Here is a 20,144-nt window from a genome sequence, read left to right as displayed (position 1 = left end):
CAAAAAACCACAATCACCCTAAGGGTGATTGTGGTTTTTAATTTAGTTATAGGGTGAGAAAATGGATTTTTATGCTATGATTAAATAAAAATGTAATTTGAATCAGAATTGGCTTTAGTGAATATGAATATTATAAGATGGAGGGACAAAGTTCATATGAAAATAAATCGTATAATGGTTATCTTCTTGATACTGTTTTGCATTACAATGTTTGCCGGGTGTGAAAAATCTGACCGGGTAGATTCCAAAAATCCAGTAACTCTTACCCTTTGGCATAATTATGGCGGCCAATTAAAAGAGACCATGGATGAGATGATCGATGAATTTAATGAGACCACAGGGGCGGAAAATGGCATTACAATAAGCGTTACATCTATATCGGGCAGTGCTGCTCTCCATGAAAAGCTCACCATGGCCGCAAATGGTGATCCAGGTGCCCCATCCCTTCCTGATATTACCACCGCCTATCCCAAAACAGCACTTATACTGGCAGAAAAAGGACTACTGGCTGATCTTAATCGGCAATTTAGTTCGAAGGAACTTTCCGCCTATATCCCTGAATTTCTAAAAGAAGGCCGTTTAAAGGGGGATAGCCTCTATGTCTTTCCCACAGCCAAGTCTACGGAAGTTTTGTTTGTAAATAAAACTTTGTACGATAGATTCGCGCGGGATACAGGTGCCAGAATCCAAGATTTAAGTACCTTTGAGGGGATTATAAGAAACGCCGCACTTTATTATGATTGGACAGATCAACAAACCCCCAAGATTCCCAATGACGGCAAATTGTTTTTTATGCCGGACTCAGTGTTTAATTTCTCACAAGTCGGATATAGGCAACTAGGCGCAGAGTTTATTAATAATGGCCAAATTAATTTTAATTCTCCGCAATACCCCAGGATATGGAATGCGTATTATAAACCTGCTGTTTTAGGTCAGGTAGCTGTTTTTAACGGATATGCCACTGACCTTGCCAAAACGGGTGACATCGTATGTTCAACCGGCTCAACCGCCGGGGTATCGTTTTTCTCTCCTATGGTGACGTATAGGGACAACAGCTCTGAACCAGTAGATTTGGCAATACTGCCTTATCCGATTTTTGAAGGCGGGAAAAAAGTTGCGATACAAAGAGGAGCCGGTATGAGTGTAATCAAGTCGACTAAGGAAAAGGAGCGTTGTGCCGGCATTTTTCTGAAATGGTTTACAAGCCCTGAAAACAATCTTCGTTTTGTATCCTCAAACGGGTATCTTCCTGTAACGGAAGAAGCCTTCGGCAAGATTATGGCAGAAAAAATTAATATGATCCCAGATCCCAAAATAAAGAAACTGCTTCAGACAGCCAGGATAATGCAAAAAGAATATGAGTTTTACATACCGCCATTATTTGCCAATAGTGATGAAATAGAAGGACAGTATGAAAGCCAATTAAAAGAAATAGCTGGCAAATCCAGACAAGAATATATTGACCTTTTAAAGAACCAGGATTCAGTGCGTGCCTATGACGCTGTAACGACTGGGGCATATAGCGGTTTTATAAATTCATTCTCAAATTAGAGTAAGAGGCTTATTGAATTGAAACATGCATTTATAAATCAAAAAATAGACCTATGGAAGCAAAAACTTCAAATAGCGGATGGGAACAGTATGTCTATGGATAGCAGGCTATTCTTGTTCCTGGTAGTTCTGGTTTTGACTCTTATTCTTGGAGTTATCGCCATTTTTCTGATGACAGGGATATTTACTGCCGGTCTGCCGGAGAGTGAGAAAATGGCGGAAAATGAGCTCTTGCATGCTTCCCAGGGTATTTCCAAACAATATGGAGAGCTTTCTGTGCAGGCCCTAGAATATTCTAAGGGATTATCCAGGAGTATAGAGGAAAAAGCGGGGCAAATGGGTATATCTGTATCCGATCTGCAGGAACATCCTGAAATGCTGGAAGAGATTATATCAGGTGAAGTTGACCGGGCTGTGTTTTCTCTGCAAAGAGCTAAGTGCAGCGGTGTTTTCTTTATTCTAAATGCCACTGTTAACCCAGTCCTTGCTAATGCTAAAAACTCTCGGGCCGGTTTGTATATTAAGAATATGGAGCCTAATATCATCAGTTCCTCTTCGCCCAACATTATTATGTTACGTGGTATTCCCGGTATCAGCCGCAAGAATTCGATACCTCTGCATGCCCAGTGGAAGATGGAGTTTGACGTAAGCGATGCCCCTTACTATCATCGCCCAATGAAAACTTCCCGTGTTAAGCAGGACTTGCCTATATCACGTCTGTATTATTGGAGTCCTGTTATCACCATACCAGATACCAGTGAGGAAGTCATGCTTTGTTCGGTTCCCTTGATTGATTCCTCTGGTAATGTATTCGGTGTATGCGGGTTTGAAATGAGTGCTATGCTCTTCAAACTTACTTACATGCCTAATAATGCTATTTATAACCGCCTCTTTTGTCTGCTTGCACCCATAAATAAAGATACAATCAAATTACAGCAGGCAATGTTTGCGGGTGGTTATTCGGCCAGACTTATCTCTAAAGGCAACGATACTCTTAAAATTACGGATGCCAGGCGTTCTTTTTACTCTTACCGGCAGGGTCGGGACAGTTCATTCTGGGGAATTCATGCTCCTGTGAACTTATATCCCGAAGGTTCTGCCTATTCTGACCAGAAATGGGTGGCAGCCATTATGGTTCCTGAAGATGATATAGTGGAGTCGATTACCAGATTGAATCTGCTCTTGATCTCCTCGCTGATCGTCCTGGTTCTTCTGGGAATAACAGCATCTCTTGTTTTAAGCCGCAGGTTTATGAAGCCCATTGCCGCAGGCCTGGATATGATAAAAACTACCGATTTGAGCGATGTGCCAAAAACTAAAATAGCTGAGATAGATGACTTAATTAATTATCTGGCTGTCCACAATGAAGAACTATATGAAAAGGCCAGGCGGGAAAATCTCTCCCTGGCTATTCTCGATGAGTTTGCCGAAAACACTAAAAGGCTCTCTCCAGCAGAGCGTTCCGTTTTCGATCTTTATGTAAAGGGTTATGCTGCCAAGGAAATAGCTGAAGAACTATGCCTTAGCATAAATACAATAAAAACTCATAGCAAACGTATATATATAAAACTAAATGTAAGCACCCGGGAGGAGCTTCTCCTTTATATAAACATGTTAAAGGAAATCGGGAAAGAAATAGAGTGAAGCGGCCTATATTCGCTTAACCGGCTATACTTATTTCCTCCCGTTGGGGCTATATAAGATTGTCGATGGAAACATTGGCAATTTTTTTATCTTCATACGTGTAACGGAATAAAAGTAATCTTCATAGAATGAGGCGTGGGAAATAAAATTACCCCCGCCTAACTTTTTTTTGCAAGCAAAAAAACTGTCGAGGAGGAAAAAAATGGAGAAGCTTATTCCGTTACATCATCTATCACTTGGAAGTTCTGGGGAAGTCAGGCAATTAACAGCGGCTGGCCATACCAGGCGGCGCATGATGGACCTGGGTTTGATTTGCGGTACCAGGGTGGCGGCTCTGCAAAAGAGTCCTTCCGGGGATCCCGTTGCCTATGAGATTCGTGGGGCAGTCATCGCTCTTCGCTCCCAGGAAGCAGCCGGAATAATGGTAAAGGCAGATGGAAATGGAGGAATACCCCATAGTGAGTATTAAACCAGAACCGGGTCGGCAGATGATCGCAGAATTGTTGAAGATTGATTTGAATCAGGAGGATTTTATAGTTGCTTTGGCCGGCAATCCCAACACCGGCAAAAGTACGGTTTTTAACAGCTTGACAGGGCTTAACCAGCATACCGGAAATTGGCCGGGAAAAACAGTAACCACGGCCCGGGGCAAATATGTGCATAATGATAAGACTTTTATCCTGGTTGATTTGCCCGGCACATATTCCCTGTCGGCCAATTCGGTGGATGAGGAAATAGCCCGCGATTTTATCTGTTCGGGTGTACCCCATGTAACGGTAGTGGTGGCCGATGCCACCTGTTTGGAGAGGAACCTGATTTTAGTCTTGCAGGTATTGGAGATTACCAACCAGGTTGTTTTATGTGTAAATCTGCTGGATGAAGCTAAACGCAAGGGAATTCAGGTTGATCTACCCAGGCTTTCAGAAATGCTGGGAATACCTGTGATTGGCACGAATGCCCGGGATGGGGTTGGTTTGAAAGATTTAAAAGATGCCATTGACCGGGTGGCGCGTAAAGGAATGACTTTAACCCCGATAGTGGCTGAATATGGTGATGAAATCGAAAAACAGCTAAGATTTTTGCAGCCTGACATACAAAAATATGTAAAAAATGGTGTGAATAGCAGATGGATAACGCTAAGTCTGCTGGAGAAAGATCCCGGAAGCATGGAATGTGGGGCAAACGATACATTTTTCAAAGAAGCTTTGCCTCAGGAATTAACTGATTCATTATACCTGGTCAGGCAATCCCTGCAGCAACACTATCCGGATCCAGAAAGACTGCATGATCATATCGTTGCCGGTATTGTTAATAGGGCAGAAGGGATAGCTAAGGAAGCCATATTTTGCAAAAAAGCGGATTATAACGACCTGGATCGCCGTATAGATAGCGTACTTACCTCCAAAATCTGGGGAATTCCGGTCATGCTGACTTTATTGGGAATGGTTTTCTGGATTACCATCAAAGGTGCCAACTATCCTTCCCAGGCTTTAGCATCCGGTTTTTTTTGGTTGGAGGAGCGCTTAACCCATTTCTTTTTGTATGCGGGCTGGCCGGGTTGGCTGCATGGACTTTTGGTATCAGGGATGTATAAAACCCTGGCCTGGGTCGTTTCGGTTATGCTGCCGCCTATGGCTATTTTCTTTCCTTTGTTTACGCTCTTGGAGGATCTTGGTTATCTGCCTCGTATTGCCTTTAATCTGGATAACTATTTCCAAAAAGCATGCGCCCATGGCAAACAGGCTTTAACTATGTGCATGGGATTCGGCTGCAATGCCGCCGGGGTCATTGCCTGCCGGATAATAGATTCTCCCCGGGAACGTCTGATAGCTATTATAACCAATAATTTCGTGCCCTGTAACGGACGTTTCCCAACCTTAATAGCTCTAGCTACGATCTTTATAGCCGGAGGTATGGCAGGACACTACCAATCCCTGGTGGCTTCCCTGAGCATTTTGGCGGTCATAGTACTGGGGGTAGTCGTAACCTTAGCCGTATCCTGGCTGTTATCCAAGACTATATTAAAAGGGCTGCCATCGTCATTTACCCTGGAACTGCCTCCTTATCGCAAACCTCAACTCGGCAGAATCATTGTCCGCTCAATTTATGATCGTACCTTATTTGTTTTAGGACGGGCGGTAATCGTCGCTGCACCGGCTGGCATGATTACTTGGGCATTAGCCAATATCAGCGTGGGGGAATTAAGCATTTTACAGCACGGGGTTAACTATCTTGATCCCTTTGCCCAGTGGCTGGGTCTGGATGGGTTTATACTGATGGCCTTTATCCTGGGCTTGCCGGCCAATGAAATCGTCATCCCCATTCTGATTATGAGCTATATGTCAACCGGGCAGATGATTGAATTAGACAGTCTGCAGGCCTTGCGGGAACTCTTTGTAGCCCATGGCTGGACCTGGCTGACGGCTGTTTGTACGATGCTGTTTTGCCTGAATCATTTCCCTTGTGGAACCACCCTTTTAACTATCCAAAAAGAAACCCAGAGCCTGAAATGGACCGGGGTGACCTTCCTGGTAACGACTGCAACCGGCCTTATACTGTGCTTCCTGGTTGCCCAGAGTGCCCGCTTGTTGGGGCTGGCCTAATCCGACAGGGGAATATCCCCGGTCGGATTATCTTTTGAATTCGATACCACCTAGTATACAAAGACAGTTAAAGTGGATTATTTTATCGGCGCTTTGCAGATTACCGCTTTGCATGGTTGCACTGCCAACTATTCCTCCTGTTCCCCGACCCATTAAATCGATTCCCCCCAGCACCGCAGTTCCCTGACAAGTTATAGCTACATCTTCGGGAACAATAACGGTTATACCGCCCATAATAGCCGATAAATCCAGATTAATCTCCTTTTCCCCAAAGGCAGCTTTGCTTATATCAAGTTCAACCCCACCCATTAGGGCGACATATTTCCCACTGGTAAGTTCCCAATCTGCATCGTTTTTCTCCACTGCGCCCATTATCGCTAACTGACCGGTGCTGTTTGGTTGGTTTTTACTGAGCAGACTTAAGCCGATTAAAATAATAATAATAGGCCAAAATACCTGCCAGAAGTTCTGCATATCAATCTCAAAAAAGCCCGCATTTCGTCCGAAGAAAATAACGCCCAGAGCTATCAATAAGCTGCCCGCCACTATACTGGGGAGATCACGCCGGTTGACAATGAAGCCAATCCCTGCAATAGCTAATAAGAGCGGCCACAGTAAGTTTAACAGATAGGTTAAGCTGATATTAACCAAACCAAAATTATTCAGCAAGGCCAGTATACCTATTAGAATAATGAGAATACCTACAATATGATGTCCATTTAACTTACGCATCAAATTACCTCCTTAAAATAGGTGTGGGGGTTCTTTGGGGCTGCCGGTAACGTACATTCATCTGAAATCCATCCAAAAGCAAAACATGAGACGATGAGAACGTTGCTCTGGGTCTATTATATCCTTATAAAAAAACTTTAATAAAGAAGTTTGTTATAATGATTAAAAAAAGCGGATGTAGCAACGTCCCTTTGTAAAAGATGGGAGATGATTATTTGCGACTGACCGACCAGGAGATTATTGATTTACTTCAGTACTCATTTGTGCGCATTGACGGTGCTTGGTTTATGGCTTTGGCCAAAGGCCATGGAATCCAAACAGCCTGGGATGCAGATGTGGAGGCTTGGAAACAGTTTTCCTATCTTTTTGGCAAAAGGCTTAGGAAAAATTATATCAAAGAGCCGGTTTGGCCGGAGAGTTTTATCGAGGCCATGGAGATACTAAGTAAGGTATTAAAGATTGAAGGCCGGGAAGTAACCCTGGAGCAGGAACGCATCGTGGTAAGGATTACCGAATGTGAAACGCAGAAAGCCATAGCTAAAGCCAATATTGCCGACTGCGGGATCGTAACCGTCTATACTTACCAGGGATTGGCCCGCGGACTGTTTGACAAGGATTTTGAAATCGATGTACAGCATACCCAAAATTTAAATCATGGTGACCCATGTTGTGAGGTTATCATTAACCTCCCTTAGTCAGCGGGTCGGCCATTTTTCCAGCCTTATCGTTAAGTGCCGACCTGGGGGTGATTAGAAATAGACCCAGGTAATACAGATTAAAAGGATCTACTCAGACCTTATAAACGCCAAAGGATACAGGTTGTAATAAATAATTCATATCTAAGGAGGACTATATGAAGGTTAATATTACTATACTGGTGGAAAACACGACCCCGATGCCAGGCTTTTACGGAGAGTACGGTTTTGCTGCTCTGGTAACTGTAGATGAGCAAACCTACCTGTTTGATACAGGTTCGGCCGATGCTCTCTTCCAAAATGCGGCCGCAGCAGGCATAGACCTGAGCCGGATCGATGATTTGATTATCAGCCATGGTCATTTCGATCATACCGGGGGAGTAATGGGGTTTCTTAAGACCGGACCCAAGAAAATATACGCACATTCCAACCTGTATATTCCACGCTATGTAGTTCTGGGTGAGTATAAAAAGGAGATCGGCGTTTCATTTTCCCCGCGGGAGATCAAATCCCAGGGGGCCGAATTTATCTGCACAGACGGTTTTACCGAAATCAGTCCGGGGGTTTTTGTAACCGGGCAGATACCTAGAAAAAACGATTATGAAGATGTCGGCGGCAGTTTCTTTGTTTATGAAGGTGAGCGGCTGGTGCCTGATACTATTGCTGATGATATGTCCATGGTGATTAACCATCCTGAGGGTTTGATAATCATAAGCGGCTGTGCCCATGCCGGTATAATTAATACGATTACATATGCCCAGGAAAAAATGGGACAGGAAAAAATACTGGCATTCATAGGCGGAACCCATCTGGGCGGGGCATCAGAAGATAGAATGAACCGGACTGTAGAAGCGCTTCAGGGGATTGATTTGGAGAAGCTGGTAGCCTGCCATTGCACGGGTTTTGATCCTATGGTAAAACTTCGTAATGCCCTGGGAGATAAACTGGTCAAAGGAGAAGTAGCCATGAACTTCCAATTTTAGCACCAAGTACCGCAGCAGAAGGGAGAGTCGGTCGACTCTCCCTTCTGTTCGACTAGATTATCTAGCGGACGCATTGTTGTTCATAATACTACGACCCCAGCCGCCTGGATTTTTAGGGCCATTGCTGCAACTGTATCCGCGTCTTGCGCCCCTTCTAGGGTTGTTGGCGTTGCGGCTGCGGTCAACGGCACACCCTCCTCGGAGTCGTCCGGTTCCCGCTCCCTGTCCGTAAGGACCTGTTCCATCCCGGTTAGGCATATAAATTCACCCCTTTCGTTAAATAACGGTCAACTGTTTCATTATATTTTCCCACAAAGGAAAAAGCATTTTATGGATTGTCGAATCGGTTGCCGGAACCCGGGCTGCGGCAATGCAATTGGCTACCAGGGTACTAAATGGCACCTTGCCGGCTACGGGGATCATGTGCCAAGAAGCCCAGCTTTCAATGTCCCGGCTTATAACCGGATTCAAATCCCATTTATTAATAATTAAGGTGCTTTTAATATTACGCTGTTGCAGAAGTTGATATATACGTTGCAAATCATGAAAACCGGAGCGGCTCGGCTCAGCTACCAATACCGCCAGATCCACTCCAACCAGGGCAGAAATTACCGCACAACCAATTCCTGGAGGGCCGTCAGCAATAATAATAGGAAGCTGGTCTGCCACAGCCATCTTGCGTGCCACGGTTTTAACTTGAGCCACCAGCTTGCCGGAATTCTCTTCGCCCGGTTTTAGTTCCGCAAAGAAAATGGTTTGATCCCGATTAAAAACCCCGCTATACCATTTCCCGGAAGGGCGGGGCTGCATTTTGATGGCTTTAACCGGACAGATTTTTTCACAAAAAGCACAGCCCTCACAAGCCAAAGGGATAATCTGCAGATTAGTATCAATAGCATCAAACCGGCAAATTTCTGCACAAAGTCCGCAAGCGTTACAAACATTCTCATCAATTAGAGCAGTCTGTCCGGCACTGAAATAGCAGGTGCTGGTGATTTTTGGTTTTAAAAGGATAGGCAAATTGGAGGCATCCACATCATAGTCACAAGCTATACATTGATCCGCCAGATGGATAAAGGAAGAGGTCAAAGAAGTTTTTCCGGTTCCGCCCTTGCCGCTGATAAATAGAATTTCTTTCACTTATACGGCCTCCTTAATCTGGCGGATAATATCCGTCATAATACAGCGCAGTTCAGGCATTGCCTCCAAAGTCTCCGCGCCCCGCATATAGCTTCGGGCCAGTTCAGGACTGAAGGGAATTCTTGCCAATATAGGAAATCCGGTACGCCTGGACAGGTCTGACAGGTATTGATCATTGCCCTGCCAGCGATTAATAACCAAGCCGCCGGGGATATTCAGCAGCTGCAGGGCTTCCAGGGATAGTACCAGATCATGTCTGCCCAAAGGTGTCGGCTCGGTAACCAGCAGACAATAATCACTGCCTTTGATGGCTTCAATCATGGCGCAGGTGGTTCCGGGAGGACAATCAATAATCCTGGTTGGTGCCCCAGGTGCTTTTTGTTTGCAGGCCTTTATCAAGGGCGGGGATAAAGCTTCGCCTACATTGAGCCGTCCTGTGGAAAGGGTTCCGCAACCCGGTACCAAAGTATCCTCAATTACCCCCAGCGGATGTTTGGTTTCCCTTATGGCCGATTGTGGACAAAGCGCCACACAGGCTCCACAGGAATGACACAGTTCGTTAAAGACCAATACTTGGTCTGGTATCACCACCAGGGCGTTAAAATTGCATATTGCCGCACAATCTCCACACAGTGTACAGTAATCCGGATCGATAGTGGGCACTAACCGGTGTACTACACTGGTTGTAAGCGGGGACTGATTGAAAACCAGTCCGGCATTAGGTTCTTCCACATCCGCATCGATAAGCACAACCCTTTCATCATTTAACACCTTCATTAGAGTAGTCGATATTAGAGTTTTGCCTGTACCGCCTTTTCCGCTGGCTACCGCAATCTGCATTTTAAACTCCCTTCTTAGCTATGACAATCTCCCGCATGGGCATGTTCTGAACATACTGCCCCGGTGCTTTTAAGCTGACCTTGTTCATAAAGCTTGATTACATCTTTTATGTTGCCGGACACTCCCACGATCAACTGAATACCTTGGGCAGCAAACAGTTCCTGTGCTCTGCCTCCCATGCCACCGGCTATAACCAGCTCAGCCCCCAGTTCTTTAAGGAAACCGGGCAGAAACCCAGGCTGATGACCGGGATTTTTTACTGTTTTAAATTCCCTGGTATCCGTAGCGAATAAAGTGAATTCCGAACAATGGCCAAAGTGAGCAGATACCATATTGTCTTCACTAGGAATAGCTATCAACATAACCAATACCTCCGATTTAAGTTTAATAAAAGGCTTTTTTTTGCCAGCAGCTAATTGCTGGGGGATAGCAGTTCCGGCAATGCCTCGGCTCGGTAGCTATCCAGAGCTTCGGTTACAGTTTTGCCAACGATACCGCCATAGATTTTCACATCCGCCTGCTTGAGAACGGCAAACGCTTTCGGTCCCACCCGCTGCGCCAGAATAAAGCCGACATTTTTATTTAAAAGTGTTTGCACGGCTCCGGTGCCTGCACCGTGGGCTGCATCTGCCGCGGGGTTGGCTAGAGGTTCGAAATCCTTGGTTTCCGGATCCCAGATCATAAAACAGGCACAGCGCCCGAAACGTTCATCTACCTGAGATGAAGGGGAAGAGCCGGTAGAACAAATCGCAATCTTTTTAATCATCTTGTACTCCTTTCCTTTTGTATTTAGTTGCCGGGCTGATCAGGCTTTATTGTGTAAACCATTTTTTGTTATGAACATATGCTCATAACGTTATTATAATAATATTCCTTTTTAGTTTCGCTTGTCAAGCCGGACGAAAAATGATTTTAGATCTTTTTCTTGCTATATCTCCAAGGTGTAGTAAAATAAAAATTACCATATGATAATCATTATCATATGAAGTGTTTAAAGGGGTGTTTAAAATCGACAAAAAGATTATAGAAAGTCTGGATAAAGCCGGTTATCGTCTGACACAGCCCCGCAAAGCAATCCTGGAAGTAATGAAGGAAAATAAAGGTCAGCATCTGACTGCAGAAGAAGTTCTGCTGGCAGCTCGTGACAAAGCACCCAATATCGGAATTGCTACAGTCTACAGGTGTCTGGAAAGCTTAACTAGTATGGATATACTGTATAAAACCACCTTTGACGAGGGGAAATATCGTTACGAATTGTCCGATGAAGAAATCCACCGCCACCATCATGTAATCTGTCCCGCCTGCGGGAAAATTAGCGAGGTGGAGGAAGATTTGTTATGCAGTCTGGAACAGCATCTTGAGGATCAGGGGTATGAAGTGGTTGACCATCATCTAAAAGTGTATGCATACTGTCCGGAATGCATCCCAAAATAAAGAGGCTATACAGTATTAAGACACTTATTAACACTTAAATTAGAATGGAATAAATTATTATTTATTCCTTGAAAGATTAAAGACGCTGCCTAACTTTTGCAGACTATCCAAGTTTTTACCAGCCTTGTGCCCTGAATGGGTTGAAGCTACTTTAGAAGCAGGGGCATCTGAAAATCCGTTTATTGGCAATCAGTTGGGCAGGATCCCCGAAAACCATTGTCTGCCATAGACGATAATGATTATTAATATTATATATGTACGAGATGTACGGCGAGGTGTTTTTTGTGAAAATGGTTTTGGTAGGCAACCCTAATGTAGGTAAAAGCTCAGTTTTAAACGTCCTAACAGGCAGCCGCCTGTTTGCCTCCAACTATCCTGGCACTTCTACCGAGATCGCCGCGGCCAGACTGGAACTGGACGGCACTGAGATTAGATTTTATGATACTCCGGGGGTTTATTCCATCTATTCCAATAATGAAGGCTCCAATTTGACCCGCGAACTCCTCGAAAAAGAAGCTATAGATATTATTATTAATATTGTCGATGCCAGCAATCTGGAAAGAAATCTGGTGCTAAGCTATGAACTTCTAGATTTAGGATATCCGCTGTTGGTTGTCTTAAATCAGGTTGATCGTGCTCGCGAAATAGGGATGGACATTGATGTTTTCAAACTGTCATCTCTCCTAAATTCGCCGGTAATAGCTTTTTCCGCAAGCACCGGCGAAGGTGTGGACGAGTTTCAGGCATTTTTAAGAGATACGGCATCCATGAAGGGAAAAAACGCCGGGTCTAACCCGGCTGAATCGCTTAACGTGCGTCGGATTAGATTGGATGAAAGTTGTGACTGTTCCGGCAACTGTGGAAGGTGCTCTATTGTGGTAGAAGAATGCACCACCAATCTGGATCTGCAAAGAGCTGAAAGGGCCCGCGCTACCGCCCAAACGGTGACAATTCCGACTGCACAAGCTGCCTCGGGTTATCTACAAAACATCCGGTATTTAGTCGACCGGCCGGTTGCAGGAACCCTGGTTTTGTTAATACTGGCATATCTGGCACTGGTTGCTTTAAGTAAATTTATCTCCATGTGCGAAGGGCCTATCGCTAATCTGCTAGAGCCGGTAAGCGAAATACTGCATGGATTTATTTTATCCATTATGCCGCCTGGCTTTGTAGCGACCGTATTGGCAAAGGCAATTCCAGAAGGGTTGATTATTCCATTTACTATTATTATGCCGGCTATGCTGATGGTCAGCTTGTTGATGGCATTATTGGAAGACACCGGTTTATTGCCGCGTTATTCCGTAGCCCTGGAGCGCTTGGGAAATTTTTTTGGGGTTTCCGGGCAGGCGGTTATTCCATTATCTCTGGGGTTTGGGTGCAGAACTCCGGCTGTCATGGCGACCCGTGTATTGCCCAATGATACCCAGAGATTTATCGTCATAACGCTATTAAGCATTGTCATACCCTGTGCGGCGACGGTAGGCGTATTGGTTATGATCAGTGCCAAATTCAATGCTTCCCTGGCAGTAATTGTGTCCACCATGTTGATTGTAATGCTGCTCCTGGGATTAATATTGAGCAGGCTTAGCCCCCAGGAAGATGCGTTCATTTATGAACTTCCGCCGTTGCGTGTACCTCAGGCTAAGAATGTCTGGAATAAAATTAAACTGCGCTTTTCAGGTTTTTTTACCGAGGTTTTGCCCCTTTTGCTTATAATGAGCATCGCTATTCGGGCTTTAATAGAATCCAATCTTTTAGAAGTGTTTCAGGGTATGGAATCGATTACCCGGCTATTGTTTGGCATTCCGGCGGAAGCATTTGTAGCGGTACTAATAACTATATTCCAACGCTACCTGGCTCCGCTGGTATTACTAAACCTTAGTCTGACCTCGCGGGAGGCAACTATAGCCCTTTCCATGATTGCTTTATCCCTGCCCTGTTTGCCGGTCATGGTGGTAACCGTCAGGGAACTGGGTTTTAAAAGCCTTTTTAAAATACTGGGGATGGGATTTATTACCTCATTTGCGGTCGGGATGTCACTGAATATGATATTACCGGTTTAGGAGGAATTTATTTGAATACAACTGATCTAAAACGCGGACAAAAAGCAATCGTTCGTAACATTGGGAGTGGGAGGGGAGTGGAACGTAAAATGTTTGAAATGGGTATCAGGCCGGGAATTGAAATAGAACTGCTGGAAATACATCCCTTCAAAGGGCCATTGCTCTTCCAGGTGGGGCAATCAAGGGTTGTACTGGGCAGAAACCTGGCTGCCTCGGTTGAGGTTGAACCAATACAGGAAACATAGGGTTTAAAAAAGCAAGTAGAAGTCTTGCCTGATTAGCTGTTGGCTGATTCCAACTCCGTTAGCTCGTTGGCTTCGAACATAGCAATTGTTTGGGTGATGCTTTTACCACTGGCCCCGGTGTATATGCGCACATGGGCTTGTTTTAATACCTTAAAAGCCTGAGGACCGATATGGCCAACGATCAGTGAGCCCACCCCTGCCTGGATGAGTCGTTTGGCAATGCTGGTTCCCGGGGAATTATAATGGTCTGATTCCCGGCTGTTTAATACCTCAAAAGTCTTGGAGTTTAAATCCCAGACCATAAAATGAGTGCAGCGTCCAAAACGTTCCTCAATCACGGCGGAGGGGTCGCTGCCATTTGCACAAACAGCGATTTTATTCGGGAAAATGGGCGCGCCGTCTGTAACTGACTCCGGCACCAATCCTGCACCATAATGTTGGCAGCCTTCTCTTTGGGCTAAATTTCGTTCCCGGCGCCGACAATGCCCCTGCCCCAGGCAGTAACTGCCTCCTTCGATTCGTATGGATTTGCCATTGCTAAAGGCATCAGCTACTTTTGCGTAAGCCTCCGTTAAAATTCGTTGGAATGTGGGACGGGAGACCCCCATTAATTGAGCACATTGTTCCTGTTCCAAATTTAGATGGTTTTTTAAACGAATCGCCTCAATCTCTTCCACCTTGAAGACCACTTCTTCTACATCTGCCAGAGGCACTCCTACCGGCTTATAGGCTTGCACAGGCGGCATAAAAGCGACCATTCTGCATTTTGATTCCCTGGGCATAATCATTACCTCGCTTAATAATAGAATTGTAATAGACGCCTAAAAAGCGACTGCAAATTAGGAAACAACGCGTACCAGGAGGTATTTGTAAATGCACTTCTAGTTTAGGTTACTTAACTAATCGTTTATACGTTAATTATATTATGAAACTGCTTCTCTTGCCAGAATATGACCCAGCTCACTACTATAGATTAAATAACCTGGTAACTACTGATGTAAACTTCGTTCACAGGTCTATTCCTTAATTGGCGACAGTGCGGCTATTAGCATCCATATAAAAAGCGGCTAACCGCGAGCGGTCAGCCGCCTAGGAAATATGGTTATTTTACTCTCTGCCAGATTGCAGCAGCACCGTGTCCATGACCGATACACATTGATTCAACAATATATTCCACATCAGCGTAATCAGGATCCTGGAACATATAGAATATGTCACAGGCAATTCTAGCGCCGGTGCAGGCCAGCGGATGACCGATGGAGATCCCTGAACCCCAAACGTTTACTTTTTCTTTAGGAAGTCCTAACGTTTCGCGGCAATAAACAGACTGTGAAGCAAAGGCTTCGTTAATTTCCCAGAGACCAATCTGATCTTGAGTCATCCCGGCTCTCTTTAGAACCTTGGGAATAGCCAGAACTGGCCCAATACCCATGATATCCGGTTCCAATCCTATTACTGCAAAGTTTAAGAGCTTCATTACCGGTTTTTTGCCTAATGCTTTGGCACCTTCGGCAGTAGCCAGAACAACGCCGGCTGCGGCATCATTGATCTGGGATGAGTTGCCGGCGGTTACGGTAGCCTGTTCATCCTGCATGAAAACAGGTGCCATGGCTGCCAGAGACTCCATGGTAGTTTCGGGCCGGACTCCCTGGTCACGGGCCACGCAGAATTCAACCAGTTCCTCGCCTTTTTCAGCGGCAGCTTTGGCCAGATGGTCAGTCGCTACATAAGCACCATCTCTTTTTACTTCACCTTTGGCACTTTTAGCCGGTACTTTAGCCATAATCGGAATGATGGCATCTTTAGCTTTTCCCAGTCCTCCGTTGGCAGCCTGTGCGGCAGCACATTTTAGATGGGACTCCATGGCAAGCTGATCCTGAGCTTCCCGTCCAACGTTAAAACGCCGGGCCACTATTTCAGCAGTGTAGCCCATGTTGATTGCGGCCAGGGTCATATAGTTGCCTAGATCAGGATGGACATCAGCTCCGGCTCCCATAGGTATATGGGACATATGCTGGGCACCGCCGGCAATTTGTACGTCCCCGCCCCATCCTGCCATCATCGTGCTGGTGGCAAAGGAAATGGAATTGAGTCCGGATGCACAGAAACGGTCTACAGTACAACCTGGAACATCGTAGGAACCATCGGACAGTATCCAGGCGAGACGGCCCTGGTTAAGACCCTGTTCCATGAAAGCATTAGCCGTAGCGGCCCAAACTACATCATCGATCAGTTCAGCCTGTTTGGCTTTGTCTTCGCATCCGATTCTTTTTCTAAGTTCTTTAAATACGATAGCAGATAATTCGTCAGCGCGGACATTGGTGAACCAGGATTGTTTTCCTGCACGGGCAACGGCCGTACGTGCAGCCTCAACTACAAATACATCCTTCATACTTCAAGTATCCCCCTTTAAAATTTTTTTTGTTTGGAACCAAAGCTTAACCACTCACAATATATATTCTAGGTTGAGGAAAAAATACCTTTTTTTACATAAATAATAACTAATAACCATTTTGATAAATACTTCCATTTTATAGATTTTTAATGGAAAAATAGAAATATTCGCCAAACATTATGACTTTTTAACTTTGCTTATCGATATTAATATAAAAGTAGATTGAAAATTATTAATTTGTAAGAGGATATATTTTTTCCCTGTCGAAATATAATGTTCAGGTTAGTAGCGAATAAGGGGAGTTCTATGCGAGAGTATATTGTTTACACCATACTTGTTTTTTTCCCGATCGGAATATTGATGAATTATCTGCTTCGCCGTCAAGGCTTAATTTTCAAATACAGGGTGGCTATTATCACTGCTTCATTGGCAATTATTATATCGTTCCCGATTCTTATGGGAAATTTGGGTTTACCCATGGCACTTGTGTTATATTTTTCGGCAATTTTAGTTTTAACCTGGTTTTTTATAAAAGCGACTCAATCACCTGCTTGGTATTTAGCCCGGGAGGTTTCAACATCCGATGAGGTATTTGCCTCGAAACGGTTAGTTGATAAGACTAAAGTTCAGACAGTCGCTGATTTCGAAGATGCTGCCGGGATTGAGGAATTAAAGACATCAAACCTGTCTGTCAGTGAGAGTTCTGTGCCGGAAACTAATGTGAATAGGGATAACGATGAGATAATACCCAATCGTGACAATTTTCCAAAGAATCTGGTTCCAGCCGTTGAAGTTAATTCCGTTTCCGAATCAATTCAGGATGATGCAAGTAACGACGGGACACTTATTTTAGATAACGTAACCGAGTTGTCAACGTTACCAGATCAAATTTTATCGGTTCAGGTTAATTTGGAAGAATCGGCTGCTTTGGAACCTAATTTTGAAGAAACGTACCAAACTGATAACCTGGCAGAGGCAGAAGCAGATCATGTGCCTAATGCCGATAAGCAAATAGCGGCTGACAATTTTGCTGCAAGTGAGAATTTTAATGTGGTCAAGGATTTGGAGACGCTGGCGGACGAGCCATTAAAGAATGCTCTAAATGAAGCTGCGGTACAGGATACAGTTGCGGTTGGGGATATCGGGGGTGATGAACTCACAAATTCATCCGATAATATTACTCGAGATGATGAAGATGACATTTTGCCAATCCTGCCTGACTTATCGCCAACCGATGATTCTAATGCTATACTTTCTGCTGAAAATGAGCCCGGCCGGTCAGATGAACCAGGGGAGAAAATTAAGGGGCTTATTAATATAGATAATATAATGGAAACCTCAGAAACTGCCGATGATAATAACCTGCGCCGTAAGGATGAGCGGGTAAATCAATTAATCGATCAGGCCTTTAAACTGAAAAAAGCGCAGTACACTGCTCAGGCTTTGGAATGCCTGGCCCAAGCCTTAGAAATTACTTCAGACGAAGATTTATCTTACCTCTTGCTAATGGAGATGGTTAATATTTATAAGGACATGGGAAGGTATAATCAGGCTGAGGAACTTCTTTTCGCAAGCATTGGCAAAGCGTATAGGCGAACTGATATAATAGATGCAATTAAGCGTCAGCTTTCTTATATCAGAATGTTGAGTTTTGAATTGGACAGACTTGGTCTCGCCAATACACCTATTTCTGAGGTACCACGCTTGGTTCGCAAGAATGTGGCCGAGTTCGTCGAAATATAAGAAAGTAGATGAAGGGAGTTTGAGCTAATGAAAAAAAGCCAGGAGATCCTTGGCCTGCCTGTATTCTCTATAGTAGACGGGAGAAAACTGGGGCAGGTCAAAGATCTGGTGATCAATCCTGAGGAGGGCAAAGTCGATTTTATCCTGGTCAGCAACGGTAGCTGGTATGTGGGTGCAAGAGTTTTGCCTTTCAAAGCGGTTATGGGTGTTGGCGAGCATGCGGTTACGACTGAAAGCGAGAATCAGTTGGCAACGATTAACGATACCTCCAGTGCCAACAGTCTGCTGCAAAGGAACATAGAAGTTAAAGGAAATAGAGTCTTAACCAATAAAGGCAATCTGGTCGGTGTAGTCAGTGAATATGAGATTGATGAGGAAACTGGCAAATTGGTTCGCTTGGAGTATAAAACGGCCGCAGATGAATCCAAGATCGAAGTTGTAGAAGCTGAGAATGTTCTGACCTTTGGTACGGATGTAATTGTGATCAAGGAGCAAACAGGTTCGACTCCGCCACCGGTCTTAAGTTCTGAATCCAAAGAAGTTGCTGCCAATGTCGGCAGTGATGGTGCCAACCTCTTTAAAGAGAGACAAAAACAGTTCCTGGTAGGCAAGAGTGTAATTCAAGATATAAAAGACGCCGATGGCAATGTTATCATCCCGGAAGGTACGGTAGTTACCGAGGAAATCTGTGATCTTGCTGAAAGCAAAGGAAAATTTGTGGAACTTTCACAATGTGCTAAATAAGTAATTGGAGAGAACTGATATGACAGATGTAAACAAGATCATCATTAAGGTCATATCGCTAGGGTTGCTGGCAGCTTGTCTTTCAATTATGCTCGTATCCATGGCTTTGGCCAAAAGGGACGCAGCCATATATCCATCTAATCTAAAAATAGGTGATATTGCGGTTGCTAATCTAAATCAGGATGAGGCCGGAGCAAAAATAAGAGCCGAAATGGACCGAAAATGGGACAGTCAGCTTAAGATTATCATAGACAAGCAAAATTCCGTTGTTTCCATTCCGATAACTGAATTGGGGATTACATATGATGTGGATGCCAGCTTGCAAAAAGCTGATGAATATTTGCATACCGGAAGTCTCTTGCAGCATACTTTAATCCGCGGTGAATCAATTGATATTGCTCCGGTAATGAAGATAAACAACAAGGTTTTGTTTGATCAAAAACTTACTGATATAATGGATAAGGCCAATAAACCTGCTGTTGATGCTCGTGTTTTATATATCAAGGGTTACCTGGAATATGTGGTACATGTCGATGGCTATATAGTAAAACGAGATGAAAGTCTAGCCCATATCAAAAGGGCTATTGCACAGGGCTATCTGGGGCCGATTGCCTTAAAATTACAGGATGTTTATCCCAAAGTAAAGACCGAAGATATAAAAGATATCAAATCATTGATAGGTGTTGGCACAGGCAGCCTGAATGAATTTATTGTCCGCGAACCCATACTGGGCCAGACCATATCCCGCATTAATGGTACGATTGTTATGAATGAAGATGACTTCTCTTTAAAGACAGCTCTTGCTGATCACGAATCCAAAGATCTGGAGCAAAGCTGCCAGCAAGTGGCGTTAATAATCAGTAATACCTTGGCGAATGCTTGCCGATCTGCAAATCTACACGTAGTTAATACTGAGCCGGGAGAGGTTGAATTTATTAATAATACCGGCAATCCGCTGATGTTGAACATTGCGGTCGAAGGGAGTAATCTGCTGGTCAGAATTTATGGCCTACAGACTGAAAAAGGCAAAGAGATGTTGTTAATCAAAGAACAAACTATAATTAGTCCCCAAATAGAGGTTAAAATAGATAAAAAACTAAAGCCCGGGGATAAGATCGTGGAAAAGGGACAGGAAGGCCAAAAAATTTCTACATTCAGGGTGGTAAGGGTAAATGGTCAAGAGATCGAGAAAAAGCTCCTGACAGAAGAAATCCATCCTCCCCGCAATACAGTAATAACCGTAGCACCGGGAACGACTATAAAATAATACCTGGCCATGATGATTTGTGATATACTATCTAAGATAAATCTAAACATTTAAAGGATAATACC

General features: G+C 44.3%; 20 protein-coding genes. 12 read left to right on the top strand and 8 right to left on the bottom strand.

All coding sequences use genetic code 11. The annotated features are described in order from the left end of the window. The first annotated feature begins 156 nt into the window (after positions 1 to 156). The 4 genes from AAV90_RS03425 to feoB all read left to right on the top strand — a co-directional run bounded on the left by AAV90_RS03425 (position 157) and on the right by feoB (position 5,798). Positions 157 to 1,551: an ABC transporter substrate-binding protein gene (locus tag AAV90_RS03425; RefSeq protein ID WP_046495874.1), complete on the top strand. Its 1,395-nt coding sequence runs from the start codon at positions 157 to 159 to the stop codon at positions 1,549 to 1,551. A gap of 90 nt (positions 1,552 to 1,641) precedes the next feature. Next, entirely contained in the window at positions 1,642 to 3,195 is a 1,554-nt protein-coding gene (locus tag AAV90_RS03420; protein ID WP_157609487.1) for a helix-turn-helix transcriptional regulator, read from the top strand. A gap of 202 nt (positions 3,196 to 3,397) precedes the next feature. Continuing rightward, complete coding sequence (locus tag AAV90_RS03415; RefSeq protein ID WP_046495870.1) at positions 3,398 to 3,664, top strand: FeoA family protein; 267 nt, start codon at positions 3,398 to 3,400, stop codon at positions 3,662 to 3,664. Between the two features lie 19 nt (positions 3,665 to 3,683). Beyond that, positions 3,684 to 5,798: a ferrous iron transport protein B gene (feoB, locus tag AAV90_RS03410; RefSeq protein WP_046496016.1), complete on the top strand. Its 2,115-nt coding sequence runs from the start codon at positions 3,684 to 3,686 to the stop codon at positions 5,796 to 5,798. 27 nt (positions 5,799 to 5,825) lie between these two features. On the opposite strand, the gene AAV90_RS03405 is transcribed toward feoB, so the two are convergent. Beyond that, positions 5,826 to 6,530 (bottom strand): LiaF transmembrane domain-containing protein, encoded by a 705-nt coding sequence (locus tag AAV90_RS03405; RefSeq protein WP_046495869.1) that lies wholly within the window; start codon positions 6,528 to 6,530, stop codon positions 5,826 to 5,828. A 200-nt stretch (positions 6,531 to 6,730) separates the two neighbouring features. On the opposite strand from AAV90_RS03405, the gene AAV90_RS03400 reads away from it, so the two are divergent. Both AAV90_RS03400 and AAV90_RS03395 read left to right on the top strand, forming a co-directional pair. After that, positions 6,731 to 7,225 carry a DUF6125 family protein gene (locus tag AAV90_RS03400; protein ID WP_207642043.1) on the top strand — a complete coding sequence of 165 codons (495 nt, stop codon included), beginning with the start codon at positions 6,731 to 6,733 and terminating at the stop codon, positions 7,223 to 7,225. 158 nt (positions 7,226 to 7,383) lie between these two features. Continuing rightward, positions 7,384 to 8,208, top strand: coding sequence for an MBL fold metallo-hydrolase (locus AAV90_RS03395; RefSeq protein ID WP_046495864.1), 825 nt, complete (start codon positions 7,384 to 7,386; stop codon positions 8,206 to 8,208). A 57-nt stretch (positions 8,209 to 8,265) separates the two neighbouring features. Here the strand turns inward: AAV90_RS03395 and AAV90_RS15085 are convergent, their stop codons facing one another. From AAV90_RS15085 to AAV90_RS03375, 5 genes are read right to left on the bottom strand one after another with little or no spacing between them, the layout of a single operon-like run. Continuing rightward, on the bottom strand, positions 8,266 to 8,466 hold the full coding sequence (locus tag AAV90_RS15085; RefSeq protein ID WP_198142806.1) for a DUF5320 domain-containing protein: 201 nt from the start codon (positions 8,464 to 8,466) through the stop codon (positions 8,266 to 8,268). Positions 8,467 to 8,484: 18 nt separating this feature from the next. Further along, positions 8,485 to 9,348: an ATP-binding protein gene (locus AAV90_RS03390; RefSeq protein WP_046495861.1), complete on the bottom strand. Its 864-nt coding sequence runs from the start codon at positions 9,346 to 9,348 to the stop codon at positions 8,485 to 8,487. Further along, positions 9,349 to 10,188: a nucleotide-binding protein gene (locus AAV90_RS03385; protein WP_046495859.1), complete on the bottom strand. Its 840-nt coding sequence runs from the start codon at positions 10,186 to 10,188 to the stop codon at positions 9,349 to 9,351. Between the two features lie 14 nt (positions 10,189 to 10,202). Further along, positions 10,203 to 10,550: a NifB/NifX family molybdenum-iron cluster-binding protein gene (locus AAV90_RS03380; RefSeq protein ID WP_046495856.1), complete on the bottom strand. Its 348-nt coding sequence runs from the start codon at positions 10,548 to 10,550 to the stop codon at positions 10,203 to 10,205. A gap of 50 nt (positions 10,551 to 10,600) precedes the next feature. Continuing rightward, entirely contained in the window at positions 10,601 to 10,954 is a 354-nt protein-coding gene (locus AAV90_RS03375; RefSeq protein WP_052729575.1) for a NifB/NifX family molybdenum-iron cluster-binding protein, read from the bottom strand. Positions 10,955 to 11,187: 233 nt separating this feature from the next. Here AAV90_RS03375 and AAV90_RS03370 point away from each other — a divergent pair, with 233 nt between their 5' ends. From AAV90_RS03370 to AAV90_RS03360, 3 genes are all read left to right on the top strand, one after another. Further along, positions 11,188 to 11,622: a Fur family transcriptional regulator gene (locus tag AAV90_RS03370; protein ID WP_046495853.1), complete on the top strand. Its 435-nt coding sequence runs from the start codon at positions 11,188 to 11,190 to the stop codon at positions 11,620 to 11,622. 290 nt (positions 11,623 to 11,912) lie between these two features. Further along, the gene (locus AAV90_RS03365) at positions 11,913 to 13,685 is read left to right on the top strand and encodes a FeoB small GTPase domain-containing protein (RefSeq protein ID WP_242847475.1); all 1,773 of its coding nucleotides are present in this window, start codon (positions 11,913 to 11,915) and stop codon (positions 13,683 to 13,685) included. A gap of 11 nt (positions 13,686 to 13,696) precedes the next feature. Continuing rightward, positions 13,697 to 13,930 carry a FeoA family protein gene (locus AAV90_RS03360; RefSeq protein ID WP_046495847.1) on the top strand — a complete coding sequence of 78 codons (234 nt, stop codon included), beginning with the start codon at positions 13,697 to 13,699 and terminating at the stop codon, positions 13,928 to 13,930. Positions 13,931 to 13,962: 32 nt separating this feature from the next. Here the strand turns inward: AAV90_RS03360 and AAV90_RS14370 are convergent, their stop codons facing one another. Next, the gene (locus AAV90_RS14370; protein ID WP_076982599.1) at positions 13,963 to 14,712 is read right to left on the bottom strand and encodes a DUF134 domain-containing protein; all 750 of its coding nucleotides are present in this window, start codon (positions 14,710 to 14,712) and stop codon (positions 13,963 to 13,965) included. A 320-nt stretch (positions 14,713 to 15,032) separates the two neighbouring features. Further along, positions 15,033 to 16,322 carry a thiolase family protein gene (locus AAV90_RS03350; protein ID WP_046495845.1) on the bottom strand — a complete coding sequence of 430 codons (1,290 nt, stop codon included), beginning with the start codon at positions 16,320 to 16,322 and terminating at the stop codon, positions 15,033 to 15,035. A 309-nt stretch (positions 16,323 to 16,631) separates the two neighbouring features. Between AAV90_RS03350 and AAV90_RS03345 the strand changes: the two genes are divergently transcribed. From AAV90_RS03345 to AAV90_RS03335, 3 genes are read left to right on the top strand one after another with little or no spacing between them, the layout of a single operon-like run. Further along, on the top strand, positions 16,632 to 18,068 hold the full coding sequence (locus AAV90_RS03345) for a hypothetical protein (RefSeq protein ID WP_046495842.1): 1,437 nt from the start codon (positions 16,632 to 16,634) through the stop codon (positions 18,066 to 18,068). 27 nt (positions 18,069 to 18,095) lie between these two features. Further along, positions 18,096 to 18,812 carry a PRC-barrel domain-containing protein gene (locus AAV90_RS03340; protein ID WP_046495837.1) on the top strand — a complete coding sequence of 239 codons (717 nt, stop codon included), beginning with the start codon at positions 18,096 to 18,098 and terminating at the stop codon, positions 18,810 to 18,812. Between the two features lie 19 nt (positions 18,813 to 18,831). Continuing rightward, positions 18,832 to 20,079, top strand: a complete 1,248-nt coding sequence (locus AAV90_RS03335; protein WP_046495835.1) for a G5 domain-containing protein — start codon at positions 18,832 to 18,834, stop codon at positions 20,077 to 20,079. Positions 20,080 to 20,144: the final 65 nt, after the last annotated feature.

This window comes from Syntrophomonas zehnderi OL-4, from assembly GCF_000983115.1.
Taxonomy (GTDB): domain Bacteria; phylum Bacillota; class Syntrophomonadia; order Syntrophomonadales; family Syntrophomonadaceae; genus Syntrophomonas_B; species Syntrophomonas_B zehnderi.
The sequence above is the reverse complement of the archived record's forward strand: the minus strand, read 5'-3'. Positions and strand labels throughout refer to the sequence as shown.